This is a genomic window from Streptomyces sp. NPDC111516, from assembly GCF_055635345.1.
The window spans coordinates 1-26,236 of sequence record NZ_JBVKBV010000002.1 but is presented as its reverse complement, the minus strand read 5'-3'; the positions used below and the strand labels follow the sequence as shown (position 1 = coordinate 26,236).

Genomic DNA, 26,236 nt, shown 5'->3' with positions numbered 1-26,236 from the left:
TGGCGGTTCCCTGCGGAGGGGCTGCCGGCTCCAACGCAGGGCCATCGAACTCCGGACGCCTTACGTCTCACCAGACGATGCCGGAGCGACGGTGTTCACGTTGGGGATACCTCCTCCCCTCCAGTGAACCGATCTCCACATGGCGACAGCCCCACTTTGCCGACTCTAAGCGCGGCCACGAACCCCCACCCTGATCAAGCGAGAGCACTCACCAGCAGTACCTGGACAAGAACCCGGCGGGTTACTGCGAGATCGGCGGGACGGGCGTCTCCTGTCCGATCGGGGTGGCTCGGGCCGACGGCGAATGAGCCCTGGCTCCGCCCCCGACCTTTCGTCGGTGCTCCCCTGGTGACAAGCAGCGTGCGGATCCGGAGACACCTACCGGTCCTGTGCCACGGATCGGGCCGAGTGGTCCGGGTGCGGGCCGCGGCGGCGCGCCATCAGCTGGCTGGCGGCAATCAGGAGGAGACCAGCGAACCAGAAGGCGTTTCCGCCGAAGAACCGGATCTCCCAGGAGACGCTCGGCAGGATTCGGAAGTAGAAGAGGCCCTGCAGAACAAGGGACGTACCCGTCAGCAGGGCACCGAGGCCATGGAGCTGGGGCCTGGTGACGTGGCGGCGCGCCGTGGGCAGGATCCACCCTGTTCGGAGCGTCACCAGCCCCAATGCGATCACCAGCAGACCCATGAGCACGCCCGCTCCGACTACCCATGCCATGGGGTCGCTCCATTCTCGGATGAGGTGTGGTCCGGAACGCGGGTAACGCCCGCTCCGGAGGTGCCCACATGGTCGCCAGACCTGGTGAGGCCTGGCAATGCCGGACCCTGGCAATCTCGGGCGCGTTTCAGTGCGCCCTTGTTCCTGGGCTTCTACGGATCCGGCGTATCGCGTCGACGACGAACGAGGCGGCGCCCACAGCGAATAGGACGGCCAGCACGGTTTCGTGCTGGATGGCAAGAGTGACGACCAAGGTGGCCGTAACAGTTGCTGCCACGACTTCGGCGGTCAACGCGAGACGGTGTCTCGCTCTCTTCGTTGGTTGTCTCAACACCGGCCTGTCCAGATGGTTGGGAATGGGGAAGTGGGCTTCGCCCCGCCGCGTAGATGTCCGCGAACTGGGCAACCAAGTGCGAACTCGATCGGGCAGAGGCAACCGAGCGCGGAATGCCTGCGCCGATGGTTGTACCAGGCCGGCGCACCGCGCCCCCGGCCAGTCACCGATTCCGGCAAGATCGGCCACCGTACGAAGAGGAGTTCCCCACCCATGACGAGCGAAGGCCACAGCATTCCCGCCGCCCCGGACGGGCGGACCTGGTTCATGGTCAATGAAGTCCTGGCGTTTCTCGTCGAGTTGGCGGCGCTGGGCGCGCTCGGCTGGTGGGGATTCGCCACTGGTGACGGCGCGGTCGCTCGGCTGCTGCTCGGAATCGGGGCGCCGGCCGCGGCCGTCGTGCTCTGGGGCTTGTTCGCCGCCCCTCGCGCCCGTTTCCGGCCGCCTCTCGTGGCGGTTCTCCTGGTCAAGGCGGTGGTGCTCAGTGGTGGCGTGTACGCGGTCCACGCGGTGGGGCATCCGGTGGCAGCAGTGATCTTCGGGGGCGTGGTGGTCGTGAACACGGTCCTTGCGGAGACCTTCCGGCGCCGCGCACCAGGCCGCACACTGCCGACCGCCTGACGTGACAGCGGCCCGGCCGCACGCGGCGGCCGGGCCGGTGTGTGGGATCGGTGGGATCAGATGAGACCCTGTGCCAGCATCGCGTCCGCGACCAGTTCGAAGCCGGCGATGTTGGCGCCGACCACGTAGTTGCCGGGGCTGCCGTAGCGTTCCGCGGTGTTGTAGCAGGAGTCGTGGATGTGACGCATGATCTGCGCGAGGCGCTCCTCGGTGTGGGCGAACGTCCAGGAGTCGCGGGAGGCGTTCTGCTGCATCTCCAGGGCGCTGGTGGCCACGCCGCCCGCGTTGGCCGCCTTGCCGGGGGCGAAGGCGACGCCCGCCTCCTGGAGGACGCGTACGGCCTCCGGAGTCGTGGGCATGTTGGCGCCCTCGGCGACCGCCTTCACGCCGTTGCGTACGAGTGCCAGGGCGTCGGCCTCGTGCAGTTCGTTCTGGGTGGCGCAGGGCAGGGCCACGTCGACGGGGACGTTCCAGACGCCGGTACCGGGGACATACGTGGCGTGCTCGCCGCGGCGCTCCGCGTAGTCGGAGACCCGGCCGCGGCCGGCCTCCTTGATCTCCTTGAGGAGGGCGAGGTCGATGCCCTTCTCGTCGACGACGTACCCGTTGGAGTCGGAGCAGGTCACCACGGTCGCGCCGAGCTGCTGGGCCTTCTCGATCGCGTAGATCGCGACATTGCCCGAGCCCGATACGGCGATGCGCTGCCCGTCGAGGGACTCGCCCCGGCTGCGGAGCATCTCGGCGGTGAAGAGCACGCAGCCGTAACCAGTCGCCTCGGTGCGCACCAGGGCGCCGCCCCAGCCCAGGCCCTTCCCGGTGAGGACGCCGGACTCGTAACGGTTGGTGATCCGCTTGTACTGGCCGAACAGGTAGCCGATCTCGCGGCCGCCGACGCCGATGTCACCGGCAGGGACGTCGGTGTACTCGCCGAGGTGGCGGTGGAGCTCGGTCATGAACGACTGGCAGAACCGCATGATCTCGGCGTCGGAGCGGCCCTTCGGGTCGAAGTCCGCGCCGCCCTTGCCGCCGCCGATGGGCATGCCGGTGAGGGCGTTCTTGAAGATCTGCTCGAAGCCGAGGAACTTCACGATGCCGAGGTTGACCGAGGGGTGGAAGCGCAGCCCGCCCTTGTACGGTCCGAGCGAGCTGTTGAACTCGACCCGGAAGCCGCGGTTCACGTGGATGTCGCCGGAGTCGTCCGACCACGGCACGCGGAAGATGAGCTGGCGCTCCGGCTCACAGACACGCTCGACGATCCGGGCATCCATGAATTCCGGCCGCTGTTCGAGGACCGGGCCGAGGGTCTCAAGGACCTCCCGTACGGCCTGGTGGAATTCCTTCTCACCCTGGTTGCGGCGGAGAATCTCCGCGTACAGCGGCTCAATGACACGCATCTGATCAAGACCTTCCGTGAGTGCCCGTCGCGCGCGAAGGTGCCCCGTCCCGGGGCACCAGCGGTCCCCCTCGCCATTGAGGACGTCGCCCGGACTTGCGCGCGCTGCGGCTCACGAAAGCGACGTACCGAACCGGTGTGGCATTCCGATTGTCCCAGCGGCTCCGGAAAATCGTCTACGTGTCCGCGAACTGGACCGATCCACGGTTACGCGTCCGTACGGCGCAGCTTCCACAGCCCCGCTCCGGACGCGAGGACGACCACTCCGGAGAGGACGCTCAGAGCGATGTTCACTCCGTTGTCCTCCACGAGGAGGTTCAGGAAGACGTTGGCGGCGGTCGCTGCGCACAGCACGATCCAGAGCAGGGCTTTCACGGAAACCTCCAGGGCCGGGGTGGTGTCTTGCGGTGTCTTGCGGTGTCTTGCGGTGTCTTGCAGTGCCTTTATCCTCCCAGCCGGTATCCGCCGTCACGAGGGACGGGGCCCCCGGATCCGTGGTGCAGTCAGCTACACCTTCGTGCAGGTACGGACGGTCACGGGGCAGGCCGTTAGGGTTTGCGGGATGGGGACCACCGAGAGAACGGCGACGCGCGAGCAGGCGGACGAGCCGGGAAGCGAGCGGTCCGGCACCGGTCCACGCCCGGCGGCCACGGATACGGATACGGACGCGGCGCGGTGGTGGGTTCCGGGCGTCGCGGTGCTGGTCGTCGTGCCGTTGTACGTCGTGTGGGCGCTGGTGCTGGCCACCGGCGGCGGTGATCTGGCGGCGCAGTTCGCCTGGGCCGGGTTCGCGTCCCGGCATCCCGGGTCCGCGTACAACCTCTCCTGGTACGGAGGGATGCACACCGCCAACTACAGCCTGCTGGCGCCGCCGCTCATGGCGGTGTTCGGGGTACGGGCCGTCACCGTCGCCGCCGGGCTCGCCGGGTCGTGGGCGCTGGGGCGGCTCTGTGTGCGGGCCGGGGTGCGGTGGCCGGCCGCGGTGTCGGTGCTGGGGTCGTTGGCACTCTGGTGCAATGTCGCGTCCGGGCGCACGACGTTCGCGCTGGGCGTGGCGATCGGGCTGGTCGCGCTGTTGTACGTACGGCACCGGCCAGGCGTCGCCGCGGGCTGTACGGCGCTGGCGACGGCGGCAAGTCCGGTGGCGGGGCTGTTCCTCGTGGTGGCGGGTGGGGCGTACGGGCTCGACCGGCAGTGGCGGCGCGCGACGGTGCTCCTCGTACCGCCGTTCGTGGTGGTCGCGGCGACGACCCTGCTGTTCCCCTTCACGGGCGAACAGCCGATGGCCATGGGGAGGTTGTGGGTGCCGTTGGCCGCGTGCGCGGCCGTGTGGTTCGGGGCGCCGCGCGAGGGCGGCTGGCGGGTGGTCCGGTTCGCGAGCCTGGTGTACGGGGCCGGTGTCGTGCTGACCTTCCTGATCCCCTCGCCCATCGGGACGAACGTGGAGCGACTGGTGGGGCTCGCCGGCCCGCCCGTGCTCCTCGCGGCGGCACTGGCCGTCCTGGCGGGGTGGGCGCGGGGCGGGTGGCTGCTGCGGGCGCGGGCCGTCCTGCTCGTCGGGATGCTCGCGTACAACACCGGCTGGCTGATCAACAAGACCGATGACGACCTGCGGGTCTCCAACACGGTGCCCGCCTGGGCGGCCCACACCGACGGCGTGGTCGCCGAGCTGCGCAGGCTCGGTGCGGAACGGACCCGGGTGGAGGTCGTACCGGCCCGCAATCACCGGGAGGCGGCCGTGCTCGCCCCGCATGTGAACATGGCGCGCGGCTGGAACCGTCAGCTCGACGTGGAGCGCGGTCGGCTGTTCTACGGGCAGACGCCGTCCCCGGCCGAGTACCGCGCCTGGCTGGACCGGTGGGGTGTGGGCCTCGTGGTGCTGCACAACGGCCGGCCGGACGGGCCGGCCGAGGCGGAGGCGGAGATCGTCCGGCGCGGCACGGACTGGTTGGAGCCGGTGTGGCACGACGCGGACTGGCGGATCTACCGGGTGCGGGACGCCGTCCCGCTGGTCTCCGCCCCGGGCACCGTCGTGCGCGGGGACGACGCCTCCGTGGTGGTACGGATCCCCGCCGCCGGGTCGGTGACGGTACGGATCGCGTACTCGCCCTGGCTGCGGTCCGACGGCGGCGGCTGCGTGCGGCAGGACGGCCAGTGGACGCGGCTCACGGTTCCGCGGGGCGGCGAGTACCGGCTGGATTCGCACTACCGGTTGTGGCCGTTCGGGTCCTGCCAGGCCCTGGCGGTCCCGGACGGGGAGGTTCAGTCGGTGACGCCGAGGTCCTGACGCATCAGTTGCCGCATGGTGTCGAGACAGGGGTCGGCCGCTCGCAGCTCCTCCAGGGCCCGTTCGACGCTTTCGCCGTCACGAGCGAGGCCCCGGTCGAGACGTTTGGCGGTGGCGTCACCGGCGGCGAGGACCCGGTTGAGGTCGCGGGATGCCTGCAGTATCCGTTCGGGGACGATCATCTGCGCCTCGGCGTAGCGGTCGCGGTGGTCGAGGCGGGCCTCTTCGAGCTGGGTGCGTTCCTGCTCCGTGTAGACGTCGTCGCGGATGCGGTGCAGGGCGTCCTTGAGAAGCGTGTGGAACTGCCGGGAGGCCCGGTTCATCGCCGTGTACTGGGCGCGCCGCTCCTCGAACTTCCGCCGTTCACCCGCGAGTCGGGCCTCCTCGGTGCGCTGACGCACGGTCAGCCGCTGGGTGAGCAGCGGGGCGAAGAGGGTGCCGAGCACCCCGACTACTGCGGTGATCATTGCGGTGATGGCGGCGGTCATGACCGCGAGATTAGTCCGACCGGCCGATGGAGGGGGAGGAACGGGGCTGGGTGCGTGCCCTGTGCCGGTCGGCCTTGGACGAGTTCACAAAAATGGGCGCGCGGGGCGACAGGAGAGCGGTCCTGGCCCCATGGTGACGGTTGATCAGACATGATTTCGCCATGACGACGTCGTGGGGGCACAGGCATACCGGGCCGGCCTTACGGGCCGGACGCACACGGGCCGGACGGGGGCGCCCGGACCCCTCGGGGCCGTACGCCCATCCGGCTCTCCCGCCCGCCCCCGGGCAGCGCACCGCGCCCCGTATCCCGCCGCGCGTGGGCGACGTGCGCCGCTATCTCGCCGTCGGCCTCGACTGCTACCTCTCTCTGGTCACCAGCGGGCTACTGGCCCGGCCATATGTGGTTGCGGCCGGTGTTCCCGAGACCGTCGGCCTGCTGCTCGGTCCGACGCTCGCGTTCTCCTTCCTCAACCAGGTGGTCCTCACCGCGATCGTCGGGGGCGGCGCGGGCAAGCTGATCATGGGGATACGGGTGATCGGACTGCCCGACGCCGGGCGCCCGGGGCCCTGGCAGTTGGTGCGGCGCTGGCTGTACGGACTGTGCCGGGTGCCGTTGCAGCCCTGGTACGTGCTGCGCTCGTACCTCGCGGGCCCCGGTGTCCTCCCCCTCAGCGCCTTCTGGAGCAGCGGCCACGACGATCCGGTGGGCCTGCGCCAGGTCCACCGCGCCGACCTCACCGCCCACCGCAACGCCGTGGCCGGCCTCCGCTGAGACCGGCCGTCCCTTTCGTCGGACCGCCGGGCGGTCAGGCGACCGCGTTCTCCGTGATCGTGACCCTGCCCTTGCGGATGGTCGCCAGCCGGGGCGCCCGCCGGGCGATGGCGCTGTCGTGCGTGACCATGATGAACGTCAGGCCGTGCTCCTTCCACATGGTCTCCAGCACCTCCATGACCTCGTCGCGCATCGACTCGTCGAGGTTGCCGGTGGGTTCGTCGGCGAGCAGCACCTTCGGCTGCTTGACCAGGGCGCGGGCGATCGCCACCCGCTGCTGCTGGCCCCCGGACATCTCGCCGGGCAGATGCCCGAGCCGCTCGCCGAGTCCGACGGAGTCCAGTGCCTCGGCGGCCCGCCTGCGCCGCTCGGCCGCCTTGCCGCCGAGCGGTACGAGCGCCGTCTCGACGTTCTCCTGGGCGGTCAGCGTCGGGATGAGGTTGAAGCTCTGGAAGACGAAGCCGATGTTCTGCGCGCGCACCTTGGTGAGTCTGGCCTCGCCGAGCTTCGCGAGGTCCACGCCGTCGAGTTCGATGCTGCCGCGGGTGGGGCGGTCGAGGCCGCCGAGCATCTGCAGCAGTGTGGACTTGCCGCCGCCGGTGGGGCCCTGGATGACCAGCCGGCCGCCGTCCTCGATGGTCAGGTCGACACCGGCGAGCGCGTCGATGGTGGTCTTGCCGCGCGTATAGCGCTTGGTGACGTCTCTGAGTGTGTACATGGGTCAACTCCTGCTGGAACGAGGTGGGGTGGGACGCCGGGCGGGCTATTCGACGCGGCGCAGGGCGTCCGCGGGGCGCAGTCGGGAGGCCCGCCAGCCGCCGAACGCACCGGCGATCAGCCCGCCCGCCACGGCCAGCGCGACGGCGATCAGGATGATGGAGAGCGAGACGGGCGCGGTCAGTGCGATGTCGAGCGTCTTGGAGGCATCCGGTCCGCCCGGTCCGCCCAGGAACCGACCGCCACCCATGCCACCGCCCGAGGAGCCGAGCTGGGCCGTGAGGGTGGGGCTGATGGCGGTCACGATGTACGCGCCGGCGAGACCGACGGCGATGCCGAGCACCCCGCCCAGCAGTCCGTTGACGAGGGCCTCGCCGACGACCTGGCGGGTGACCCGGCCGCTCTTCCAGCCGAGCGCCTTGAGGGTGCCGAACTCCCGTACTCGGCGGCTGACCGCCGAGGAGGTGAGCAGGCCGGCCACCAGGAAAGCGGCGGCCAGAACCGCGACGGACAGCCACTTGCCGACGCCGGCGGCGAGGTCGGAGGCGGTGGAGAGGGAACCGGAGACGGTGTCGGCGAGATCGGCGGAGGTGGTGACGGTCGTGCCGGAGACGTTCTTCTGGATGGTGGCCTTGACCTGGTCGATCTGCTGCGAGTCCGCGGCCTTCACATAGACCGTGGTGACCTTGTTCTTCGAGTCGGCGAGGGTCTGCGCCTGCTTCAGCGGGATGTAGAGGTTGGCGGCCGCGTCGCCGCTGTCGGCGGTCGAGACCCCGACGATCGTGAACTTCGTCCCGTGGATGGTCACGGTCTTGCCGACGTCGAGCTTCTTCTCCTTGGCGTACGCGGCGTCGACGACGGCGACCTTCGCGTCGGTCTCGGACGCCTCGAACGTACGGCCCTTGGTGATCTTCGACGAGGTGAGCGGGCCCAGGGCCTGCTTGGTGACGTCGGAGCCGTACACGGAGTAGGAGTTGACGTCGAAGGAGGCGCCGCCGCCCCTGACTTCGCCCTGCGGCTGGGTGCTGCCGCCCGGTCCGCCCTGGCCGCTCGGGCCGCCCTGACCCGTGCCGCCCTGCTGCTTGAACTCGCCGCGCCTGAACTGGCCGTCGACCTTCATGACGTTCAGGCTGAGTCCGCCGACGGCGTCCGCGACCCCGTTCTGCTTGCCGATCGTGTCGACGGTGGATGAAGCCAGCGTCTGGAAGCCCTGGACCAGGACCCGGTCGCTGCTCTGCGTCGTGTCGTCGTCGCCCTTGGCGTCGAACTCGAACTTCGGGCGCCCGTTGCCCGAACCGGGAGCGGCGGCGGCCTTGGTGACGGTCATGTCCGTACCGAGGCCGTACAGCGATTCCAGGACCTTGTCCTGGGCCTTGCTCATGCCGGAGGAGACCGAGCTGACGATGATGACCAGCGCGATGCCCAGGGCGAGCCCCGAGGCGACGACCAGCGCCGCCTTTCTGCGGCGGCGCAGCTCGCGCCGGAGGTAGGTGAAGAACATTTGCGCGAGGCTAGGGACGGGTCATGATGGTGGGTTAAGGCCACGATAAGAGCCGGATGAGAACGCCCACGTACGCCGAAGGCGGCGACACCGCGGATCCGAGGGGATCCGGGTGCCGCCGCCTTCGTACGGGATTCGGGCTGCGCCGGAGTGGACGCGTGGGTTCGGGTCAGGCCGCGGAGCCCGCCTTCCAGTCGGCCCAGCTCATGTTCCAGCCGTTGAGGCCGTTGTCGGGGGTGATGGTCTTGTCCGGGGAGTTCTTGACGATGACCACGTCGCCGACCATGGAGTTGTTGTAGAACCAGGCGGCGGGCTGGTTGGGGTCGCCCGCACCCTTCACGTCGGGGAGGCCGACGCAGCCGTGGCTGGTGTTGGCGCTGCCGAAGATCGACCGTGCGCCCCAGTAGTTGCCGTGGATGAAGGTGCCCGAGGTGGACAGCCGCATGGCGTGCGGCACGTCCTTGATGTCGTACTCACCCTTGCCGTCGGAATCGGTGAAGCCGACCGTCGCACCGTTCATCCGGGTCTCCTTGAACTTCTCGGAGATCACCATCTGCCCGTTGTACGTGGGGTTGGTGGAGGAGCCGGAAGAGATCGGGATGGTCTTGATCGTCTTGCCGTTCTGGGTGACGGTCATCGTCTTCGTGTTGGCGTCGACCGTCGAGACCTGGTTGCGGCCGACCTTGAAGGTGACCGTCTTCTGCTGCACACCGTAGACGCCCTTCGCGCCCTCGACGCCGTCCAGCGCCAGCTTCAGCGTGACGGTGGAGCCGCCCTGCCAGTAGCCCTCGGGGCGCAGGTCGAGGCGCTGCGGGTTGAACCAGTGGCCGACGACCTCCTGGCCGCTGCTGGACGTCACGCTGATGCCGTCCTGGACGGCCTTCTTGTCCGTGATCGGCTTGTTGAAGTTGATCGAGACCGGCATGCCGACGCCGACGGTGGAGCCGTCCTCGGGCGTGAAGTTGCCGATGAAGCTGTTGGCGGGCGACACGGTGGTGAAGGAGCCGTTCTCGTGCGCCTCGCGGCCCTTGGAGTCCTTGGCCGTCGCGCTGATCTTGTACGTGGTCGAGCGCTCCAGCTGGACGTCGGGCTGCCAGCTCTTGCCGTCGGCGGCGAGCGTGCCCTTGACGGCCGCTCCGGCCGACGTGGTCATGGTGACCTGGGACAGCGTGCCCTTGGCCACGGTGACCTTGGCGTCATTGTTGATGCTCGCGTTGGTCGCACCGTTCTTCGGCGCGATGGATATCTGCGCATCCGACGCGTCCTGGGCGGCGGCATTGTCGGCCTCGGCCGCCTGCGACTTCTTCGAGCTGTCGGCGCTGCTGCCGCTCGCGCTGCCGTCGTTGCAGGCAGTGAGCACCAGAACGCCGCCGAGCAGTGCGGACGCGGCCACCAGGCCCCTGCGCCGCTTGCTTCCCGTCATCACACGCTTCTCCATACGTTGCCGAATCCCCAAAATCCCCGAGCAGAGCCGCCGTCGATCGGCGAAACCCGTCAATGTTCCTAGAACCCATGGAAAGGGTCCTCCGTTCCACATCCAAGAGAGATGTGGGGAACAACACTCAACGACGCGTGCCCGGCAGTGGCGGTTCCCGACATCGGTCACGTATATGCGACCGGTACGTGCCACGGCCCCGGCCCGCGGAATGCGGCCGGGGCCGTGGCCCGTCACCTGCGGGGTCCGCCGTTTTGCGCCGCCGCTCACACCGCCGCGCTCGCCGTCGTCCATCCCATTGTGCGGGATGCCGCCGGCGCCCCCGGCCGGAAGAACCTCACGTGCCGCCGTTCTTCGACGTCCCACGGTCCCCGGGCTCGCTTTCCGGCCCGGGCTCCCACGCGGCGATGTCGCGGAGAGCGGCCAGGTGGCGGGTGAAGGCCGTACGCCCCTCGCCGGTGAGGGAGAGCCAGGTGCGCGCGCGCTTGCCGACGAAGGCTTTGCGGACCTTCACGTACCCGGCCTGCTCCAGGACGGCGATCTGCTTGGACAGCGCCGAATCCGTGACCTCGATGGTGTCGCGGAGGCTCTTGAAGTCGGCTTCGTCGACCGCGGCCAGCGCGGCGGCGATGGAGAAGCGCACCGGTGCGTGGATGAGGCTGTCGAGGGACTTGCGCGGATGCGTCACGGCCGGGCTCCGGGACTGCCGGCCGCCCTGCGGTCGAGGGCGCCGATCACGAAGAAGGGCACGGCGCACAGGACCGCTCCGGGCACCCACCAGAGCGGTTCGCCGGAGAAGAAGGCCGTGCCGAGCGTGACGGTGAGCGAGTAGACGGCCGCCCCGGCCGCCGTCGTGACCGCGTACAGGGTGCGGTGGTGGCGGGCCAGTACCGGGCGGGTCGCCGTATGGATCACCAGGGCGAAGAAGGGAATGAGCAGGACGACCGGAACTGCGTACGTCGAGGAGGGCTCGACCAGCAGTCCGTAGCCGGCTGTCATCACCATCATCGCCAGGCCGAGGAGGAAGACGGCCAGGCTGGGCCGCCGGTTTCCCCCTCGCATCCGGGAAGCCATCGCGTCGGCCGAGGCCAGGGCTTCCCGCGCTTCCTTCTTGTCCATCATGGTGCCTTCCGTGCGGAACAGGGCTGGAGGATACAGTCGCGCGCTCCCGCTTACGCGGTCTCGCCCTGGTCCCACTTGAAGGTCCGGACGGCTAGGACGATCACCACGGCGGTGGTGGCGACGACGACCAGGACGGACAGCCACACCGGGTGGGCCGGGTCGCCCTGTGACATCTGCGTGCGCATGAGGTCCGCGAAGAAGGAGGTGGGCAGCAGGCTCAACGCGGTGCGGACGCCGTCGGGCATGAGCTCGGTCGGAAACGCGAGACCGCTCAGGAACAGCGCTGCCAGTTGCACGAGCGTGCCGACGTTGGTGGCGGCGTCCGGCGAGGACAGACGGCCGCCGATCAGGTACCCGACGCCTCCGAACATGGCGAGGCCGAGCAGGGCGATGCCGAAGAGTGCCGGGAGCCGGCTCACCTCCACCTTGCCGAGGGCGACCGCCAGCGCCAGCAGGACGGCCGCCTGTGCTGTGACCATGAGAACCCTGGCGATCATGTGCGTGAAGATCAGGCGGGCCCGTCCCACGGGTGTGGTGCCCAGGAGCCGGAGGGTGCCCTTGGTGCGCAGGTTCGCCAGCGGTCCGGCGGTGACGGTCAGGGCCGCGCTGGTCACGGCCAGGAAGATCGCCATCGGGAAGACCAGCTGGAGGAAGTCCGGGGCACCGGAGTCCTTCGGCATGGCGAAGCCGAGGCCGAGGAAGATGGCCAGCATCCCGAAGGGAAAGAACAGGGCGAAGTAGAAGTACTTGGGGTCGCGTACGAGCTCCCGGGCGTGCATGAGGGCCAGCTCACGCGAGGACGAGGACATCACGCCATCACACCTTCCGTCTCCTCGGGCCGTGCGCCATCGTGCTCCGCGGGCGGTTCCGCGCCGTCGCCCGCTTCGTGGAAGGAGACTCCGGTGAGGAGTCGGAAGACCGCCTCCAGGCCGGCTTCCTTGATCTGGATGTGGCGGGCGCCGAGCGGGCCGGCAAGCAGGCTGAACGCCGCGTCGGAGTCGCTGGTCCGCACCATGACGCGGGTGTTGCCGCCGGAGTCGTGGCTCTCGGTGTGGGACACCCCGGGCGTGGAACGCAGCAGTGCGAGGTCGGTGCCGGCCCGGACGGTGAAGTGCACCTCGCGCTCGGGCGCGTGGGCGCTGATCAGGTCCTGCGGGGTTCCGCAGGCGGCGACCGTTCCCTTGTGCAGTACGGCGACCCGGTCGCAGAGCATTTCGGCCTCCTCCATGGAGTGCGTCGACAGCAGTACGGTGCCGCCGGACTCACGGTGTGCGCGCACCGCCTCCCACAGCTCCTGTCGCGCGTTGGGGTCCATGCCCGTCGACGGCTCGTCGAGCACCAGCAGACGGGGGCGGGAGATGAGCGCCGTACCGACGAGCAGACGCTGACGCTGTCCGCCGGAGAGCTTCGACACCCGGACGTCGCGTGAGGCCGACAGCCCCATCCGGCCGATGATGGCGTCGGGAGTCTCGGGGTCCGGGTAGAGGGACGCCCAGACCCGCAGCAGTTCCGCCACTGTCTGCTGCTCGAACACGGCGGCGTGCTGCGGCTGGATCGCGACGCACTTGCGGATCTGGTCGCGCTGCGTGACGGGGTCGAGTCCGAGAACCCGGACCGTGCCCGCGCCGGGGCGGCGCAGACCGACGAGGATCTCGATGGTGGTGGTCTTGCCGGCTCCGTTCGGACCGAGCAGACCGAAGATCTCCCCCGGTCGCACGGTGAGGTCGATGCCCGCCAGGGCGGCGACCTCACCGTGCGGACCCGGGTAGTGCTTGGTGACGTTCTCGAGCAGGATCGCCGCCTCGTAGGACGGACCTTGTTCAGCCATTCCGCATCTGCCTCTCATCGGATACCGCCGATGTCTCGCCGTGCGTACTGCTGCGCTTCTGGTGTGCCAGCATGGCATCTACTTTCCAACTTGGCAAGTGAATGCGCGATGAGCAACCGACAAAATGACAGAAGGCTAGTTCGCCGACGCGAGCACACCGAGCAGGCTCTCCTCGGCCGGCACGAAACCCCAGCGGTTGAGGTCCATGTGCAGGTAGTGGAGGAGCAACTCCTCCCGTGCCACGGGGTTTTCGTCGGCAGCCGCCGTGTCGAGGGTGCGTACGACCGTCTCGACATGCGTCTCCATGCTCTGCCGGAGACCCTCGTCGATACGTGCTGCGGCGTCCCCGGTCCCCTTCGCCGCGCGGGTGAGGAGACGGCGCAGTTCCTCCTGGTCCGGTGCCGCCATCCGTAGCTGGCGCCCCCACTGCCGGCGGTGGGCGGTCCAGAACGCCGTCCGCGCCTCGGGATCGGGGAGCGCCGCCCGCAGGAGCGCGCTCATGTACGAGACGGCCAGGGCCGCCCGGTCGAAGAGCGGGGCGAGTGCGCCGATCCGCTGGTCGTCGTACCAGCGGCAGGACGCCGTGAAGAGCTCTTCCGCCCTGGCCACGCCGCGCGCTCCCCCGTACTTGGCGAGTTCCGGTGCGTACAGGCAGCAGCGGGCCTGTTTGACCAGCGGCAGCCCCTGCGGCACCGAGCCCGGAACGAGGCGTTCCGCGGGAACGGGTCGGTCGAGTGCATGCAGCAGCTCGACGAGTTCGGGCAGGCGTTCGTGGACACGGTCGACCCCGTCGGCCGAGCACTTCAGGCGCAGCCGCAGGTGATGACCGCTCATGTCCCAGTACCGGGTGAAGAACCATGCCGACGCCGCCTCTTCGGACGCCCGCGCGGCCAACCAGGGGATCAGTACCCGGGTGGCCACGTCCATCGCGTCCGGATGCCCCGGGTAGGCGCGGACGTACCACCAGTCGGCCTCCACGCCCCGGTCCGCCCGGTCCGTACGGTCCGATGTCAGCATCACAGGTTCTCCTCGGGCCAGGCCAGCAGGGCCACGTGCTCGGTGACCCGGGGCCGGCCGAGAGCGTCGCGCTGGGTGTGCAGGGAACGCTCGGGCAGCGCCTCCACAAGACGCAGATGGCTGGTCTGCGGGCTGAGCCAGTGGTGCAGGACGCCCACGGAGAGCGGCGAGGCCAGGGAGACCCACATCGGTTTCCGGTCGGCCGCCATGCCGAGGGCATTGCCCGCACCGCCGAGCTGATGCACGAAGACCTCCTCGGGGATTCCGTGGGCGCGCCGGAAGTCGTCGAGCCGGACGGCGAGCGCGGTCTCGGCGCGCTCGCCGCCTTCCGGGCGCGGGATCGCCGAGGCCGGCACGATCCACGAGGCGCGGCGGGTGACCAGACGGCCCCCGGGGCCGTCGGTGACACGGGGCAGCTCCACAACCCCGTCGCCGCGGAGCGGGCCCAGCTCCTGCGCCTTCGTCATCGTGTAGTCGGAGTGCGGCGAGCCGTTGACCCACGGATCCGCGAGTATGGCGAGGAGCCGGACGTACGACTGGAGCAGGTGCTGCGGGATCAGTCCCAGGTAGGCCAGGCCGATGGGGTCACCGGCCCGGTCGAAGAGGGACAGGGTGTTGTCGGCCGCGTCGTGGGCGAGCACGGTGTCGTCCAGGGTCAGCCCGTTCTCCGCCTCTACTTCGCCCGGCAGTACCAACGGCGGCAGGAGGCCGCCGCATTCGGACTGAACGGTATTGCAGTCGGTCCACACCACCAGTTCGCGGCAGGACACACCGGGCCAGCAGTGTTCGATGTGCGCGCGGAGACGGTCGCGGAAACCGTCGCCGAGGAGCCGGCCGAAGCGGCTGAACAGCCCTCCGGTGCCCGACCCGTACTGGTTGACCACGAGCCGGTAGCGGCCCGCCTCGATGTCGGCCCGGCTCGCTGCCTCCATCTGGAAGAAGACTCCGGCGTTCGCCGGGGCGCTGGTCGGCCCGACCGGGAGCCAGGCCCGGTCGCCCGGATCACGTCGGCTCGCCATGTCGGCGAACAACGCTCGTTCCAGTGGCGGGTTGGCGTCCCGGTCGACGGTGAGCCGCATCAGGAAGCCGAGCGGGTCACGGCAGACGCCGCCGGCGCCGAACTCCGCGACAAAACGTTCCAGGAGGAAGTCGTAGAGATGTGACCGGAAGAGGTACGGCCGCGTCCGCTCACCCAGTGCCGTGAGGTCGTCCCGGACCTCGGGCACGGTCAGCGGGTCGGGGAGGCTGAGTCCGGTTTCCCGGTCCTCGTAGACCAGCCCGCTGGGCTTGCGTTCGCCGCGGTCGCTGTGCTCGGTCCAGCCGCCGGTGAGGTCCCGGAGCTCCGCCGCGGCGGCGATCCGCCCCTCGGTGTTCTCCCGCCACGCGCCGTTACCCAGGCTGTGGGCCCGCGACAGGTCGCGGCGTCCGATCGGGGAGACGGCAAGGTCGTCCTCCAGCAGCGCGGCCAGGGCGGGGAACGGTGCCTCGCCCCTGGTCCAGGGCGGGACGGGCTGCAGGACGCCGGCGTCCAGCAGCCGGACGAAGCGGGCGAACGGCCGGGCACCGCCGAGGGCGGCGAGGAGTTCGGCGAACGTGGCCGCCGGCCGCAGAACGGCCGCCGAGGGCAGGGCGTAGTCCGCCTCGACCGCCCGGTCATGGCGCCAGACGACGCCCTCGGTGATGATCACCTCGCTGTGGAGCAGCAGCCCGTCCGGCTCCGTGGGGGTGCCGGGGCGGACGGGCGCGACGCGGTAGCGCAGCAGGCCGGCCGTCGACGGGTCGCGCGCCAGTCGGCGCAGCGCCAGATAGGCCGTGGTCGCGGAGGTACGGCTGAGCCCCCGGCCCTGTCCTATCGCTCCGGCCTCGCCGACGGTGGTCAGCCCGGAGAAGGGGCTCGTCTTGACGGCGGCGCGGGCGACGTACGAGTAGAGCGTCTTCAGTTTCTTCGCCGACCGGGTCTTGCGGTCGCGGTGCCGGATCCAGTCGGGGGCGGCGATCGCCAGGGACTCGGCGAAGCCGCACTCCCCTGCGCCACCCGCGGTGTCCGCGCCCGGTCCGAGCGCCCGATGCAGTGCCTGAACGGCCTGCTCCCGGTCCTCGGCGAGCTGGGCGTCCAGCTGCTCCAGCAGGCCCTGCTGTTCCCCGACGAGACGGACCCAGTCGTCCAGCAGAGAAGCCGAGCGGGGTGGGAGGCGCTCCGCCAGACTGCGTCGGACGTCCGCGCCCCAGGGCAGCGGCTCCAGCCGGTTGACGGACCGTTTGGCTGCCAGGACCTTGCGGCGCAGCGGTACGTCGTCGTCGAGCCGGGGGACGAGGGCGAAGAGGGCCTCGGTGAGTTCGGGCGCCAGAGCGCTCAGGCGTGCCGAGGCGGCGGCGTGTTCGACCAGCAGCTTGCGGGTGGCCGGGGCGGCCAGGTCGAGTGTGTCGGAGGGCAGACCCGCCACCCGGGTCAGCAGGAGCGGGGAGATCACGAACGAGCTCATCGGCCCACCGCCGAGAGAGCGAGGTGCGCGGTGACGGGGACGGCGTGGAACATGCCGTAGGCGAGGACGCAGACGTAGGCCACGGAGAACAGTCCGTACGCCATGTGGCCGCGACGGGCCGTCTTGCTGAGGTTGGCGAGGTGCGAGGGGAGCTCCTGGCGCCGGACGGTGTGGCGCAGCAGGGCGAACGCGCGTCCCCGGGCGTTGGTCAGTCCGGTCGCCGCTTCGAGAGCCGTGTAGCCGTCGCTGGGCATGAGCGGATTGAGGTTGATGATCAGCATGAGGAGCTGCATCCCCAGGAGCAGCGCTGCGGTGTCCCTCAGCAGCGCCTCGGAGTTCAGGGCCACCACGCCCGACAGCGCGCAGAACCAGCCGTCGCTGAGGATGCCTGCCATGGCCAGCACGACTCGGCCGCCGCGTCCCCGGTGGCGGTAGGCGTCGGTGCGGTCCACGTAGGCGACCGGCATGAAGTAGAAGAGCAGCGCGACTCCCAGTCCGCGCACCGGCGTCCCGAGTATCTGCGCGACCAGTGCGTGGGCGGTCTCGTGCATCAGCACGTACAGCAGCATCACGCCGGTGGCGAGGAGGAAGGCGGGCCCTGCCACGTCCTGCGGCGGTGGCATCGCGGTGAAGAGGGTGTGGAAGCCGAACGCGTACCCGCACAGCGCGCCGAGTGCGGCGATCAGCACCAGCAGCCTCGCCGGCACAGCGCGCAGGGCGGCGGCCAGGGGTTCGAGTACCCGGGGGAGGGAGCGGGTGAGGACGATCCGCGGCATCAGCATCGAACGGCGGGCGCGCCCGCCGTCCCGGGGCTGGTCCGGTGGTTCGGAGCCGTCGAGAAGCCCGCTCTTGTCCAGGGCGGCCAGGAAGGTGTCGATCTGCCGGGAGAGTGCCTCGGCGCGGGCCCGGTCGTCGCGCGAGAAGAAGGCGACGAGTTCGTCGCGGGTCCGGGTGCCGTCCAGATAGGTGAGCACCACTTCGCCGGCGCGGGTGATGCGATGGTAGTTCCCGGTGACCGGATCGAAGATCAACGGGATGTCGTCCATCCCGCGAATGACCTCCAGCTCGTCTCGGAGCTTCGGTGGCGAACTGATCACTGTTCTCTACCTCTCCTTTACTCCTGGACGCCGGGTGCCGGCGGGCAGGGACCCGTTGACCCGGGCCCCTGCGTTGCAGGATGCTGCGAAATGAGAAAACCGCCTTCCAGCGGCGCCGGTGACAGCGCCGCTGGAAGGGAGGAGCCGTGCCCGGCGGGCAGGTGTCCGAACGGTGTCAGCCAGTGCGACACCTCCTGCCGGGACCGGTCACCCGTACGACGACGCCGTGGTGGCGCTGCTGGCCGAGCTGACCGGGCAGGACGCGCAGGCGGCGGACGTCGCCGTGGAGAAGGAGCCCAGGGCGTTGCCCTGCGGCAGTTCCTCGACGGACAGTTCGCCGTCCAGGGCGTAGAGATCGAACGCGGACGGGTCATTGTGCTGCTCGTTCATGGAATGTCACCTCTTCTCTGGTTCTGGTGGGCCGGCCTCCTACGGGGCCGGCATGGGCGGAACGGATCAGCCGACGCAGGAGGCCGTAGTGGCGCTGCTGGCCGAGCTGGCCGGGCAGGAGAAGGAGCTCGCCGAGGTGGCGCTGGAGAAGGAGCCCAGGGCGTTGCCCTGCGGCAGCTCCTCCAGGAGGAGCTCCTCGTCCATGGCGTAGAGGTCGATGAGCTTTTCGGTGCTGTGCTCGTTCACGGGGAATGTCCCTTCCGAGAGTTGCGTGACCGCGAGAGTGCGGTCAGCCGAACGTCGAGGCGCTGCCGACGCAGGAGGCCGAGGTCGCCGGGCAGGACGCGGTCGACGCGGAGGCGGCGGAGAACCAGCTGCCCAGGGCGTTGCCCTGCGGCAGTTCCTCGACGGAGAGCTCGCCGTCCAGCGCGTACAGGTCGAATACGTCCTCGTTGGTGTCCACTGATCGTTTTCCCTTCGAACGGGGTTGTGTGTGGGATGTGCGGTGGAAGGGGCGCGGTGCCCCCTCCGGACCTGTCAGGTGTAGCTGGAGAAGGACGTGAAGGAGGAGGCGGTGGTCGCCGGGCAGGAGGCCGAGCTGGCCGATCCCGCGGTGGAGACCGACGCGAGGGCGTTGCCGTCCGACAGCGTCTCCATTTCGAGGGAGTCCTCGAGGATGTCGTCCAGAACGTAGAGTTCCAGTTCAGGCATGTTGTGCTTCCTTTCTTCCGGGTTCGCCGGGCTCAGCCCGTGCAGTTGGCGGTCATGACGCTTCCGGCGCTGCTGATCGGGCAGCTGGCCGTGGTCGCGCTGGAGGCGGTGCTGAAGGTGCCCAGCGCCACGCCCTCCGGGATCTGCTCGATGGACAGGTCCTCGTCGCCCAGGTCGACGCTGTGGAGGTCGAGCTCCCACGCGTGGGGGTCGGTCATCGGTTCACTTCCTTCGGTTCGGTCGTTCTCGGATCACCGGGGCCGGTCGGCCCCGGAGGTATGGGGGGGCGGCACGGGTGCGCCGCCCAGGGCCAGGGCGAAGAGCTGGTGCCTGCTGGCCCCGTCGCTGCGCAGCGGCAGCCGTACGGAGGCGGGGATGAACCCCGCGAAGACAGTGCCGACGAGACCGGTTGCCACGGCGTCGAGCCACATCGTGTACGCGGCTGCCGCGGCGCGGGTCATCAGCGTCCGGTAGCCGTGGGCACCGTGCAGTTCGCTCGCCCGGTCGAGGTCGGCGGCGAGGGAGACGATGGCCGCGGAGTCGCAGAACTCCCGCTGGATCGTGAGGCCGTGCAGGGCTTCGCCCTCCGGCAGCGGCGCGACCCGGGCGTACGACCGCTCCGTGCGGCTGCCGACGTCGAGGCTGTACATGCCGGGCTCCAGGCCACCGAGCCGGAAGGCCACGACGTTGATCTCCAGCGGCAGTTGCTCCGCCTCGTCGGGCAACGAAGCGAGGTCCGCCCCGATACCCCGGGCGACCACGTCGGCCACGAGTGAGGCGTCGACGGGGTCGGGGCCGAAGAACCGTATGGAGCGGCGCTTCTCCAGCACGGTGAGCAGGGACGACCTGTCCCGCTGCCGCGCGGTGAAGCGCACGGGCGGTCCCAGGGGCACGGGCGGCTGGGGTGCGGGCCGCCGGGAGGCCGGCGCGGTGGCGGTGCCGGTGGCCGGGGGTGCGGGGTCCCGGAAGGCGGTGAGGAGTTCCGCGGCCAGGTCGTGCGGGCTGCTCATGGTGCGTCTCCCAGGTCGATGACGGCCGTGACCGGTTCCATGTCGGGGTTGATGCCGAGGGCCGCGGCGATGGCGTCGTCGTCCCAACGGGGGCGCAGCGCGAAGCCGATGCCGAGGACGCGGGCCGCCTCCCGGGCGGTGGCCTGGGCGCAGCCGCTGTCCAGGAGCACGATCCGCAGCGCGAAGGCGGAGTACTTGCGGGCGACCTTGGGGAAGTCGCCGGTCAGCACGAGCGTGAACGGCCGGTCACCGGGCACGGCGCCGGCCAGGGAGGACAGCCGGGCCAGGCGATGTCCGGCGGCGACGTAGCCGTAGACACCTGGGTCCATGCCGGGTACGTCGCGGACGACGGCGTACGCGGTCACCGAGCCGATGTTGCCGCCGCTCGCCGTCCAGCGGGCCACCTTGTCGGGGTGGTCGCCCTTGATACCCGCTGTGACGGAGAGCAGCAGCGACAGGGTGTCCGGGCCGGGCCGGGCGGCGGTCCGGGGCAGGCCGGACCGGTTGAGCCGGTCGTGGTCGGGCGGCGGGAGCTCGACGGCGGGGGCGACCGGCCACGTCCGGGAGACACGCTGCAGAGCCAGGTTCGAGGGCTTGTAGTGCATCTGGTGGGCCTTGAGGTCGGCGAATTCCTTCGGCGGCATGGCCACCGACGCCTCGAAGCGTGTTGCCTGCGCGGCGCGTTCCACGACCGGCCCTTCGGCGACGGAACAGCGCGGACACCCGGGCCGGGTCGCGGAGGAGGTGTCCCGCTGGCCGAGTGTCTCCAGGTCCACGAGCCGCCAGCGCATCGGCAGCGGAGCGGGGGTCGTCCGGGAGACCACGGCGAACAGGTCGCGGGCGAACAGTGCCGCGGCGAGCTCGTGGTCTCCGGCGGCGGCCGTACGGTCGTCGTCCTCCTCGTCGGTGGTGAGGCAGTCCAGGCACGGTGTCGTCCGCGGGTCGACCAGCGGGCCCAGGGCCGCACGGCGACCGCGCACGCTCAGACGCAACAACGGGACGCCCTTGTCCCAGCAGTGCTCGGCGAGGGTGTGCGGGCCGGTCCCGGGAGCGGCGTCCTGTCCCTCGCCTCCGGCGTCGGCCCAGACCGCGAGCGTCACCCGTTCGGTGGGGGTGTCGCCCGTGCCCACGGTGACCGGTATGGATCCGGTGAGCTCGTCCCGCAGGAGCGCGGCGAGCGCCGGGTCTCCGAAGATCTCGATCTCGGCGGTACGCAGGCGGGTGGCCGCCTGCTCCCAGCAGGGGTTCACCTCGGTGGCGCTGCCCACCCGGGACAGGTAGTCGGCGAGGCGGTCGTCGACGTCCGGCACCGCTTCCCGCTCCGTTCCCCGGGGCGGGCCCTCCTCGACGACACCACAGGTCCACAGCAGCGAAAGCGCCTTGAACACGACCTCTTCGGGCAGCCCGAGCTCCGCCGCGAGCCGGGCGTGGGTGCGTTCGCCGTCGAGCAGGTCCAGCAGCCCGGGCAGCATCTCCGTGGCGGACCTGCCGCGGAAGAGCTGCTTCTTGGGCGGGCCCGTCACCACCACCTGGTCGGCCTCGGTGCTGACCACGAGGCCCCGGCGCAGCCGCGGCCACCGGGGGATCCGCAGCTGTGGGTCGAACCGTGCGGCGGAGCCGACGGTTTCGGCCGTCATCATGGATCGGTCGCTCACGCTGTCCGCCCTTCGTCGATCGAGGCAAGCCGGCGCCACAGTCCGTCGCTCGTGCCGGGCGTGCGGCAGCGCCCGCACCGGTCCACCGCGACCACGGCCGCCCTGCTGGTGGCGCCGGTGATCTGGTCGAACTTCCGCACGGTGCCGCCGATGGACTCCTCGTCGCCCGGCGCACCCAGCGCTTCCTCGACTGCTTGCCGGGCGAATGCGGCGGCGATGCCGACGTGGTGGACCGGATAGCCGGTCGGGTACCGGCCCCCCGTGTCGGCGGTGCCGTGCTCGGGTCGCCGGTGCTGGTTGCGGCGTCGTACGTAGCACTGATGGCAGGCCGTGCGGCCGGGTACCACCACCGGGCCGCACAGCACCTCGGTGGCGGTGGTGTGCACCCCGAACCAGGGCGTGCCCCAGGCGAAGGCCGCCCGGTCCGCCGCCTCGTCGATACGGGGCCGCTCATGGGAGGTGGCCAGCACGATGAGGTCGGCGCGCGGCCACAGACTCGGGTGTGTGCCCTCGTCCATCTCCATCAGGGCGATGTCGTGTCCGCGCTCCCGGGAGCCGTGCTCCAGGCGTCGTGCGACGTCCTTGCCGAACGCCCCCGAGGCGAGTACGAGCAGTTGACGATTCATGACCCACCTCACGCGAAGGGCTGCGGATTGGGATTGATGCCGTCCTCGTCGAGCACCGGATGGCCCATGGCGCGAGGAGCCTCGTAGAGGCGGGGATGGGCGAGGTAGCGGGCCCGGTGCGCGAAGGAGAGCGGCATCAGCTGGGGCACCATGACCCGTACGGCGGTCGCGCCCACCTGGCGGGCCTCGTCGGTGGTGATGTCGACGACCACGACTTCGCAGCCGGCCCGGGAAAGCCGGTCCAGCAGCCACGGCAGCTCCGCCGCTCCCTTCGCGGGGCGCGGCAGGTCGGCGAAGGCCCGCACGGGCCGGTCGCCCTCCAGCAGGAAGTCGAACCGGTGGCGCTGGTCGCGTTTCCCCGCGAGGAGCGCGCCGCCGATCACGCTCACGATGTCCTGCGGGTCGTCCGGATTCGTGTGCCGGCTCGCGTGGGAACGGAGCGCGATACGCAACGAGGCGGCCTCGCGATGCAGTTTGGCGATGGCCTTGCCGGGGTCGGTGTCGCAGGTGGCGACGACGAGTTGGGCGAGATCTCGGTCGTGGTCGGCGAGTTGTACCCCGTAGATGACGGGAATACCGAGGTCCGTCGTGGCGTCGAAGAGCAGGGTGCGGATGTTCTCGCCGGCCGCTCGTTCGATGTATGCCCGGTGTTCGGGAGCGAGGTCGTCGAGGCCGAACTCCAGCCGGGGCAGCCGGAGACGCTGGAGCCAGGTCAGGGCGATGGAGTCCCGTTCGACGACCTCCATCAGACCGTTGGCCACGGCGGCCAACGGGTCGGTGTGGGTGGCGCACCCGGTGGAGACCGGGTGCACGTAGCGCTCGGCGGCCGACTCCGGTGAGCACTTCAGATAGACCTGGACGGCCGGTACGTACACCTTCCGGCCGCGGGCGAGGGACCAGCCCTCGACCCAGCGCAGTGGCATGTTCCGGTCGGTGGGCACCAGACCGCAGCGCGGGTCGGTCAGTTCGGCCGGGGAGAGATTCGGCCATTCCCAGGGCGGGATGGCGTCCTCGCCGAGATCCGCGGCAGTCGCCCAGATCATGTCCTGTGGGGACCAGGCGCACGAGGAGTACCGCTCCAGTGATTCGGCGGCCGCCAGATGTGCCGCCGTCTCACGGTCGAGCGCCCCGCCGGCCCCGTCGAAGTTGCCGGAGGAGGCGTCGTGCGTCCATTCCGCCTGCGTCGCGAGAACCGCCCCCGGGTCGCCCAGCGATCCGGAGAAGACCGAGAAATCCGGCTCTCCCTCGGTGACGGGCAGCCAGGTGAGGCGGGATACGAGCCCGTACGGCGACACCAGCTTTCCCATCCGGCGCAGGGAGTCGGGCACCGCGGCACTCTGGGGTGTCGCCTGGAGCGTCCTCATTCCTCACCCTTCTCGACGATCAGAAGTCCGGCCGGGTCGCAGCCGAGGCCTCTCGCAATTCGCATCTGTTGAGACCGCAAAAGGAAATCCCTTGTTCTGGACGGCACAATTCCGCTTCCCCCGGCCCTGAAGCGATCCGCAAGGCGGGTTACTTCCGGATACTGGCGAGAGAGCAGATGACGTGTTTGACTCCGTTGGGCGCCACGCAGCCCGGATTAGCAACTGTTACGAACGGTTCTGACCATCTACACGTGGTGGAACGGCCGGGACGCTGTCCGGGATACGAAGAAATCTTGAAACGGGGGATGAACGGATTGGATGAGGCGCACGAGAAAGACTTCGCACAGTACGTCGCCGATGCCCGACCAGCACTCCGACGCAATGCCTTCGTACTGGTGGGGGACTGGTTCACCGCCGACGACCTCGTACAGCAGACGCTGATCGCCGTGTACCGGCGCTGGGAGCGGCTGGAACGTCATGACGCGCTGTCCGCCTACACCCGCACCACGATGGTGCGGCTCTTCATCGACGAACGACGCAGGCATCGCTGGACCCGCGAACTGCTGCAGGACTCGTTACCCGAACCGGATCCCGCACCGGAGGAAGTGACCCGGGTCGGGGACAGGATGGTCCTGCTCAAGGCGCTGTCCGCCCTCACGCCCCGGCAGCGCAGCCTCGTCTACCTACGCTACTGGGAGGACCTCAGCATCGAGGACGTCGCGCAGATCATGGGCTGCTCCTGCGCGACGGTCCGCAGTTCCAGCTCCCGGTCGCTGCGGATCCTGCGAGAGCGGCTCGGCGGGCTCGGAGCACCTCGCCGAGAGACCTGACGGAATGACGGGTGCCGATCGCCGGCCTCTGGGAGGGCGTCCGCAAGGGGGCGGCAGCGCCCTTGCCAAAGGCCCGGCGGTCCGGCACTCTGAATCGGATGCAGAAGGCCGCATCCCCCGGGCTTTCACCAGAAGACGACTGCAGGAAACCCCCTGAGGGTACAAGTGACGCTCAGTGAGCTCCGCATATTTTTTGTGAGGCCAACCTTCTCTGTACCTTTGCCGCAATGGGACTGAGCCATGAGTGAAAATAGGCGAGCTCGCGCTTCGGAAAGCGAACGAAACGCTTCCGAATCGATCAGCGATATTCTGCGCACACTCCTCGGTTCGGCTGCGGCACCTCCCCCCGAATTGAGCGACGAGCAACTCCTCGCGAAAATCCGCGAGTCCGCCGGTAAAGCCCCATCGGCTGCCGTGAACAACGGGGATCGGCCGTACCGTTCCCGACCTGACGTTCCGGACGACGCCGGCTGACGCGCCGACGAGGATTTCGCCGGTCAGCTCCTCATGGTGACCAGGGCGACCGCGGACATCGCCGCTTGCATGTCCTTGATCGCCTTGCGCACGCTCTCCCCCGCCCATTGCCCTTCGGCGATCTCCCGCATCCGCGGAAGGACCTCTTTGCGCGGGAGGCCGGGGAAGGCCAGGCGGTACAGCTTGGCGCCGTGAAGCAGCGCGACGAGACCGGCCGAGCGGTCGTCGGGCTCGGCATGCCGCAGGACCAGCTCCTCGAGCCGCGTGCGCAGTTCACGCTCGACCGTGCCGTCCGCCTCGGGAAACCGCCGCACCGGGAACAGCCCCAGTACCTTGCGCTCCTCCTGGCCGACCAGGCCACGCTCCCTGAGGCTCTCGACGGTGGCGTCCACCACCTTGCGGTTGTCCTTGGCCAGCCAGTCCGTCACCTTCGGCGGTCTGCTCTTCCCCGCCACCCAGGCACCGATCATCGCGAGCCGGTCATCGAGCAACCGGACCCCCGTCGGCGCCGCGTCGACCACCGTGATCCGTCCGCGGTCCACAGCCAGACGACCGGCCAGAACGAGTTCGAGGACGATTCCGCCCGCTACCGCCCACTGGCAAGCCTGCCGCTCCCGAACCGCCCCGGACTCGTCGTCCAGCGACAGCAGCATGATCTCCTCGCCCAGTGTCACGGTCACGTCCGGCCCCCCGTCACTCGACTCTCGACTCCTGTTCTGAGACGTGCGGGAGGGGACTTCAGTTCCCGCCGAGGAGTGACACCGACGCGGTCCACGCCCGGCGGGATCCGTGGTCTCCCACGCCGATTCGCCCCGAAGCAGAACAAACCACGACGACCCGGAACTGCTCATGAGGCGGAACGCAAGCGCCCCGCACATGCGACTTTCCTGTGACCCGCTGCTGTCACTAGCATCTGCGTACAGGCCTGACTCACGGCTGTGACAAGGGGGAACGATTCCGTGGCCACTGCTCGTCGCCCGCTCCTGACCGCCACCGCCGCGGGCACCCTGCTGGCCGCCCTGTGGTTCGTCCCGTCCGCCAACGCGACGGACGATTCGGCCGGCGCGCCGGGCGCACGGAGCCGGCCGGCCACCGCCACCGCCACCGGGAGCACCGCGACCGGTCCGAGGCTCGCCGACACCGGGGCCGGGACCGACACCACCCCGTATCTGATCGGCGGCACGGCGTTCCTGGGCATCGGCGCGGCCTTCGTCACCTACTCGGTACGCCGCACCGGCACCCTGTCCGCCTGATCCGGACGAAAGACCCTAACTTGATCTTTAACCTGTGCGGCGTGGACGTGGGGTCGTTGACTTCTTCTTTGTGCGTCGCGTTGCGGGGCCCGGTTTCCCGACGGTGTGCA

General features: G+C 69.9%; 29 protein-coding genes and 1 pseudogene. 6 read left to right on the top strand and 24 right to left on the bottom strand.

From position 1 onward, the window contains the following. Nucleotides 1–197: 197 nt before the first annotated feature. A pseudogene (locus ACZ7L9_RS05720) lies at nt 198–308 on the top strand (peptide-methionine (S)-S-oxide reductase MsrA); the annotation flags it as partial. Nucleotides 309–378: 70 nt separating this feature from the next. On the opposite strand, the gene ACZ7L9_RS05715 reads toward ACZ7L9_RS05720, so the two are convergent. After that, nucleotides 379–717, bottom strand: a complete 339-nt coding sequence (locus ACZ7L9_RS05715) for a hypothetical protein (RefSeq protein ID WP_471412862.1) — start codon at nt 715–717, stop codon at nt 379–381. Nucleotides 718–1,264: 547 nt separating this feature from the next. On the opposite strand from ACZ7L9_RS05715, the gene ACZ7L9_RS05710 reads away from it, so the two are divergent. Continuing rightward, on the top strand, nt 1,265–1,672 hold the full coding sequence (locus ACZ7L9_RS05710; RefSeq protein ID WP_471412860.1) for a YrdB family protein: 408 nt from the start codon (nt 1,265–1,267) through the stop codon (nt 1,670–1,672). Between the two features lie 56 nt (nt 1,673–1,728). Here the strand turns inward: ACZ7L9_RS05710 and gdhA are convergent, their stop codons facing one another. Further along, nucleotides 1,729–3,066 (bottom strand): NADP-specific glutamate dehydrogenase, encoded by a 1,338-nt coding sequence (gene gdhA, locus ACZ7L9_RS05705; protein WP_471412858.1) that lies wholly within the window; start codon nt 3,064–3,066, stop codon nt 1,729–1,731. A 206-nt stretch (nt 3,067–3,272) separates the two neighbouring features. Further along, on the bottom strand, nt 3,273–3,440 hold the full coding sequence (locus tag ACZ7L9_RS05700) for a hypothetical protein (RefSeq protein ID WP_471412856.1): 168 nt from the start codon (nt 3,438–3,440) through the stop codon (nt 3,273–3,275). A 187-nt stretch (nt 3,441–3,627) separates the two neighbouring features. On the opposite strand from ACZ7L9_RS05700, the gene ACZ7L9_RS05695 reads away from it, so the two are divergent. Then, entirely contained in the window at nt 3,628–5,352 is a 1,725-nt protein-coding gene (locus tag ACZ7L9_RS05695) for a glycosyltransferase family 87 protein (protein WP_471412854.1), read from the top strand. Here the strand turns inward: ACZ7L9_RS05695 and ACZ7L9_RS05690 are convergent. After that, the gene (locus ACZ7L9_RS05690) at nt 5,328–5,840 is read right to left on the bottom strand and encodes a hypothetical protein (protein ID WP_471412851.1); all 513 of its coding nucleotides are present in this window, start codon (nt 5,838–5,840) and stop codon (nt 5,328–5,330) included. The two genes, ACZ7L9_RS05695 and ACZ7L9_RS05690, sit on opposite strands and share 25 nt — an antisense overlap. 317 nt (nt 5,841–6,157) lie before the next feature. Here ACZ7L9_RS05690 and ACZ7L9_RS05685 point away from each other — a divergent pair, with 317 nt between their 5' ends. Continuing rightward, the gene (locus ACZ7L9_RS05685; RefSeq protein WP_471412849.1) at nt 6,158–6,613 is read left to right on the top strand and encodes an RDD family protein; all 456 of its coding nucleotides are present in this window, start codon (nt 6,158–6,160) and stop codon (nt 6,611–6,613) included. A 34-nt stretch (nt 6,614–6,647) separates the two neighbouring features. Here the strand turns inward: ACZ7L9_RS05685 and ACZ7L9_RS05680 are convergent, their stop codons facing one another. The 19 genes from ACZ7L9_RS05680 to ACZ7L9_RS05590 all read right to left on the bottom strand — a co-directional run bounded on the left by ACZ7L9_RS05680 (nt 6,648) and on the right by ACZ7L9_RS05590 (nt 23,569). Continuing rightward, entirely contained in the window at nt 6,648–7,331 is a 684-nt protein-coding gene (locus tag ACZ7L9_RS05680) for an ABC transporter ATP-binding protein (RefSeq protein WP_471412847.1), read from the bottom strand. Nucleotides 7,332–7,376: 45 nt separating this feature from the next. After that, entirely contained in the window at nt 7,377–8,831 is a 1,455-nt protein-coding gene (locus ACZ7L9_RS05675) for an ABC transporter permease (protein WP_471412846.1), read from the bottom strand. A 169-nt stretch (nt 8,832–9,000) separates the two neighbouring features. Next, entirely contained in the window at nt 9,001–10,269 is a 1,269-nt protein-coding gene (locus ACZ7L9_RS05670; RefSeq protein WP_471412844.1) for a L,D-transpeptidase, read from the bottom strand. A 334-nt stretch (nt 10,270–10,603) separates the two neighbouring features. Continuing rightward, complete coding sequence (locus ACZ7L9_RS05665; RefSeq protein ID WP_471412842.1) at nt 10,604–10,954, bottom strand: winged helix-turn-helix domain-containing protein; 351 nt, start codon at nt 10,952–10,954, stop codon at nt 10,604–10,606. After that, nucleotides 10,951–11,388: a hypothetical protein gene (locus ACZ7L9_RS05660; protein ID WP_471412841.1), complete on the bottom strand. Its 438-nt coding sequence runs from the start codon at nt 11,386–11,388 to the stop codon at nt 10,951–10,953. Before ACZ7L9_RS05660 ends, ACZ7L9_RS05665 begins: the two co-directional genes overlap by 4 nt. Nucleotides 11,389–11,438: 50 nt before the next feature. Beyond that, a complete protein-coding gene (locus ACZ7L9_RS05655; protein ID WP_471413469.1) occupies nt 11,439–12,197 on the bottom strand; it encodes an ABC transporter permease in 759 nt (252 codons plus the stop codon). After that, nucleotides 12,197–13,216 carry an ABC transporter ATP-binding protein gene (locus ACZ7L9_RS05650; protein ID WP_471412839.1) on the bottom strand — a complete coding sequence of 340 codons (1,020 nt, stop codon included), beginning with the start codon at nt 13,214–13,216 and terminating at the stop codon, nt 12,197–12,199. Before ACZ7L9_RS05650 ends, ACZ7L9_RS05655 begins: the two co-directional genes overlap by 1 nt. 135 nt (nt 13,217–13,351) lie before the next feature. Further along, complete coding sequence (locus tag ACZ7L9_RS05645) at nt 13,352–14,233, bottom strand: thiopeptide-type bacteriocin biosynthesis protein (protein ID WP_471412838.1); 882 nt, start codon at nt 14,231–14,233, stop codon at nt 13,352–13,354. Next, nucleotides 14,233–16,716 carry a hypothetical protein gene (locus ACZ7L9_RS05640; protein ID WP_471412836.1) on the bottom strand — a complete coding sequence of 828 codons (2,484 nt, stop codon included), beginning with the start codon at nt 16,714–16,716 and terminating at the stop codon, nt 14,233–14,235. Before ACZ7L9_RS05640 ends, ACZ7L9_RS05645 begins: the two co-directional genes overlap by 1 nt. Next, on the bottom strand, nt 16,713–17,813 hold the full coding sequence (locus tag ACZ7L9_RS05635) for a hypothetical protein (protein WP_471412835.1): 1,101 nt from the start codon (nt 17,811–17,813) through the stop codon (nt 16,713–16,715). The genes ACZ7L9_RS05640 and ACZ7L9_RS05635 overlap by 4 nt, the downstream gene beginning before the upstream one ends. A gap of 207 nt (nt 17,814–18,020) precedes the next feature. Continuing rightward, on the bottom strand, nt 18,021–18,203 hold the full coding sequence (locus ACZ7L9_RS05630) for a thiocillin family RiPP (protein WP_471412833.1): 183 nt from the start codon (nt 18,201–18,203) through the stop codon (nt 18,021–18,023). Nucleotides 18,204–18,269: 66 nt separating this feature from the next. Then, the gene (locus tag ACZ7L9_RS05625) at nt 18,270–18,449 is read right to left on the bottom strand and encodes a thiocillin family RiPP (RefSeq protein ID WP_471412831.1); all 180 of its coding nucleotides are present in this window, start codon (nt 18,447–18,449) and stop codon (nt 18,270–18,272) included. Between the two features lie 43 nt (nt 18,450–18,492). After that, on the bottom strand, nt 18,493–18,666 hold the full coding sequence (locus ACZ7L9_RS05620; RefSeq protein ID WP_471412829.1) for a thiocillin family RiPP: 174 nt from the start codon (nt 18,664–18,666) through the stop codon (nt 18,493–18,495). 74 nt (nt 18,667–18,740) lie between these two features. Then, entirely contained in the window at nt 18,741–18,914 is a 174-nt protein-coding gene (locus ACZ7L9_RS05615) for a thiocillin family RiPP (protein ID WP_313742431.1), read from the bottom strand. A 32-nt stretch (nt 18,915–18,946) separates the two neighbouring features. After that, nucleotides 18,947–19,132 carry a thiocillin family RiPP gene (locus ACZ7L9_RS05610; protein WP_471412826.1) on the bottom strand — a complete coding sequence of 62 codons (186 nt, stop codon included), beginning with the start codon at nt 19,130–19,132 and terminating at the stop codon, nt 18,947–18,949. A gap of 33 nt (nt 19,133–19,165) precedes the next feature. Further along, entirely contained in the window at nt 19,166–19,924 is a 759-nt protein-coding gene (locus tag ACZ7L9_RS05605; RefSeq protein WP_471412825.1) for a nitroreductase family protein, read from the bottom strand. Continuing rightward, complete coding sequence (locus ACZ7L9_RS05600; protein WP_471412824.1) at nt 19,921–21,579, bottom strand: hypothetical protein; 1,659 nt, start codon at nt 21,577–21,579, stop codon at nt 19,921–19,923. The genes ACZ7L9_RS05605 and ACZ7L9_RS05600 overlap by 4 nt, the downstream gene beginning before the upstream one ends. Next, nucleotides 21,576–22,205, bottom strand: coding sequence for a TOMM precursor leader peptide-binding protein (locus ACZ7L9_RS05595; RefSeq protein WP_471412822.1), 630 nt, complete (start codon nt 22,203–22,205; stop codon nt 21,576–21,578). The genes ACZ7L9_RS05600 and ACZ7L9_RS05595 overlap by 4 nt, the downstream gene beginning before the upstream one ends. Before the next feature lie 8 nt (nt 22,206–22,213). Further along, nucleotides 22,214–23,569, bottom strand: coding sequence for a YcaO-like family protein (locus tag ACZ7L9_RS05590; protein WP_471412820.1), 1,356 nt, complete (start codon nt 23,567–23,569; stop codon nt 22,214–22,216). A 305-nt stretch (nt 23,570–23,874) separates the two neighbouring features. Between ACZ7L9_RS05590 and ACZ7L9_RS05585 the strand changes: the two genes are divergently transcribed. After that, nucleotides 23,875–24,399: a SigE family RNA polymerase sigma factor gene (locus ACZ7L9_RS05585; protein ID WP_471412818.1), complete on the top strand. Its 525-nt coding sequence runs from the start codon at nt 23,875–23,877 to the stop codon at nt 24,397–24,399. A gap of 497 nt (nt 24,400–24,896) precedes the next feature. Here the strand turns inward: ACZ7L9_RS05585 and ACZ7L9_RS05580 are convergent, their stop codons facing one another. Continuing rightward, nucleotides 24,897–25,553, bottom strand: coding sequence for a GOLPH3/VPS74 family protein (locus tag ACZ7L9_RS05580; protein WP_471412816.1), 657 nt, complete (start codon nt 25,551–25,553; stop codon nt 24,897–24,899). Nucleotides 25,554–25,832: 279 nt separating this feature from the next. Here ACZ7L9_RS05580 and ACZ7L9_RS05575 point away from each other — a divergent pair, with 279 nt between their 5' ends. Next, entirely contained in the window at nt 25,833–26,126 is a 294-nt protein-coding gene (locus tag ACZ7L9_RS05575) for a hypothetical protein (RefSeq protein WP_471412814.1), read from the top strand. Nucleotides 26,127–26,236 lie beyond the last annotated feature (110 nt).

What these genes read in the sequence shown, in the direction of transcription:
- ACZ7L9_RS05715 (WP_471412862.1), bottom strand. Translation starts at nt 717, where the DNA reads ATGGCATGGGTAGTCGGAGCGGGCGTGCTCATGGGTCTGCTGGTGATC.
- ACZ7L9_RS05710 (WP_471412860.1), top strand. Translation starts at nt 1,265, where the DNA reads ATGACGAGCGAAGGCCACAGCATTCCCGCCGCCCCGGACGGGCGGACC.
- gdhA (WP_471412858.1), bottom strand. Translation starts at nt 3,066, where the DNA reads ATGCGTGTCATTGAGCCGCTGTACGCGGAGATTCTCCGCCGCAACCAG.
- ACZ7L9_RS05695 (WP_471412854.1), top strand. Translation starts at nt 3,628, where the DNA reads ATGGGGACCACCGAGAGAACGGCGACGCGCGAGCAGGCGGACGAGCCG.
- ACZ7L9_RS05690 (WP_471412851.1), bottom strand. Translation starts at nt 5,840, where the DNA reads ATGACCGCCGCCATCACCGCAATGATCACCGCAGTAGTCGGGGTGCTC.
- ACZ7L9_RS05680 (WP_471412847.1), bottom strand. Translation starts at nt 7,331, where the DNA reads ATGTACACACTCAGAGACGTCACCAAGCGCTATACGCGCGGCAAGACC.
- ACZ7L9_RS05675 (WP_471412846.1), bottom strand. Translation starts at nt 8,831, where the DNA reads ATGTTCTTCACCTACCTCCGGCGCGAGCTGCGCCGCCGCAGAAAGGCG.
- ACZ7L9_RS05670 (WP_471412844.1), bottom strand. Translation starts at nt 10,269, where the DNA reads ATGGAGAAGCGTGTGATGACGGGAAGCAAGCGGCGCAGGGGCCTGGTG.
- ACZ7L9_RS05660 (WP_471412841.1), bottom strand. Translation starts at nt 11,388, where the DNA reads ATGATGGACAAGAAGGAAGCGCGGGAAGCCCTGGCCTCGGCCGACGCG.
- ACZ7L9_RS05655 (WP_471413469.1), bottom strand. Translation starts at nt 12,197, where the DNA reads ATGTCCTCGTCCTCGCGTGAGCTGGCCCTCATGCACGCCCGGGAGCTC.
- ACZ7L9_RS05650 (WP_471412839.1), bottom strand. Translation starts at nt 13,216, where the DNA reads ATGGCTGAACAAGGTCCGTCCTACGAGGCGGCGATCCTGCTCGAGAAC.
- ACZ7L9_RS05645 (WP_471412838.1), bottom strand. Translation starts at nt 14,233, where the DNA reads ATGCTGACATCGGACCGTACGGACCGGGCGGACCGGGGCGTGGAGGCC.
- ACZ7L9_RS05640 (WP_471412836.1), bottom strand. Translation starts at nt 16,716, where the DNA reads ATGAGCTCGTTCGTGATCTCCCCGCTCCTGCTGACCCGGGTGGCGGGT.
- ACZ7L9_RS05630 (WP_471412833.1), bottom strand. Translation starts at nt 18,203, where the DNA reads ATGAACGAGCAGCACAATGACCCGTCCGCGTTCGATCTCTACGCCCTG.
- ACZ7L9_RS05615 (WP_313742431.1), bottom strand. Translation starts at nt 18,914, where the DNA reads ATGCCTGAACTGGAACTCTACGTTCTGGACGACATCCTCGAGGACTCC.
- ACZ7L9_RS05610 (WP_471412826.1), bottom strand. Translation starts at nt 19,132, where the DNA reads ATGACCGACCCCCACGCGTGGGAGCTCGACCTCCACAGCGTCGACCTG.
- ACZ7L9_RS05605 (WP_471412825.1), bottom strand. Translation starts at nt 19,924, where the DNA reads ATGAGCAGCCCGCACGACCTGGCCGCGGAACTCCTCACCGCCTTCCGG.
- ACZ7L9_RS05595 (WP_471412822.1), bottom strand. Translation starts at nt 22,205, where the DNA reads ATGAATCGTCAACTGCTCGTACTCGCCTCGGGGGCGTTCGGCAAGGAC.
- ACZ7L9_RS05590 (WP_471412820.1), bottom strand. Translation starts at nt 23,569, where the DNA reads ATGAGGACGCTCCAGGCGACACCCCAGAGTGCCGCGGTGCCCGACTCC.
- ACZ7L9_RS05585 (WP_471412818.1), top strand. Translation starts at nt 23,875, where the DNA reads ATGAACGGATTGGATGAGGCGCACGAGAAAGACTTCGCACAGTACGTC.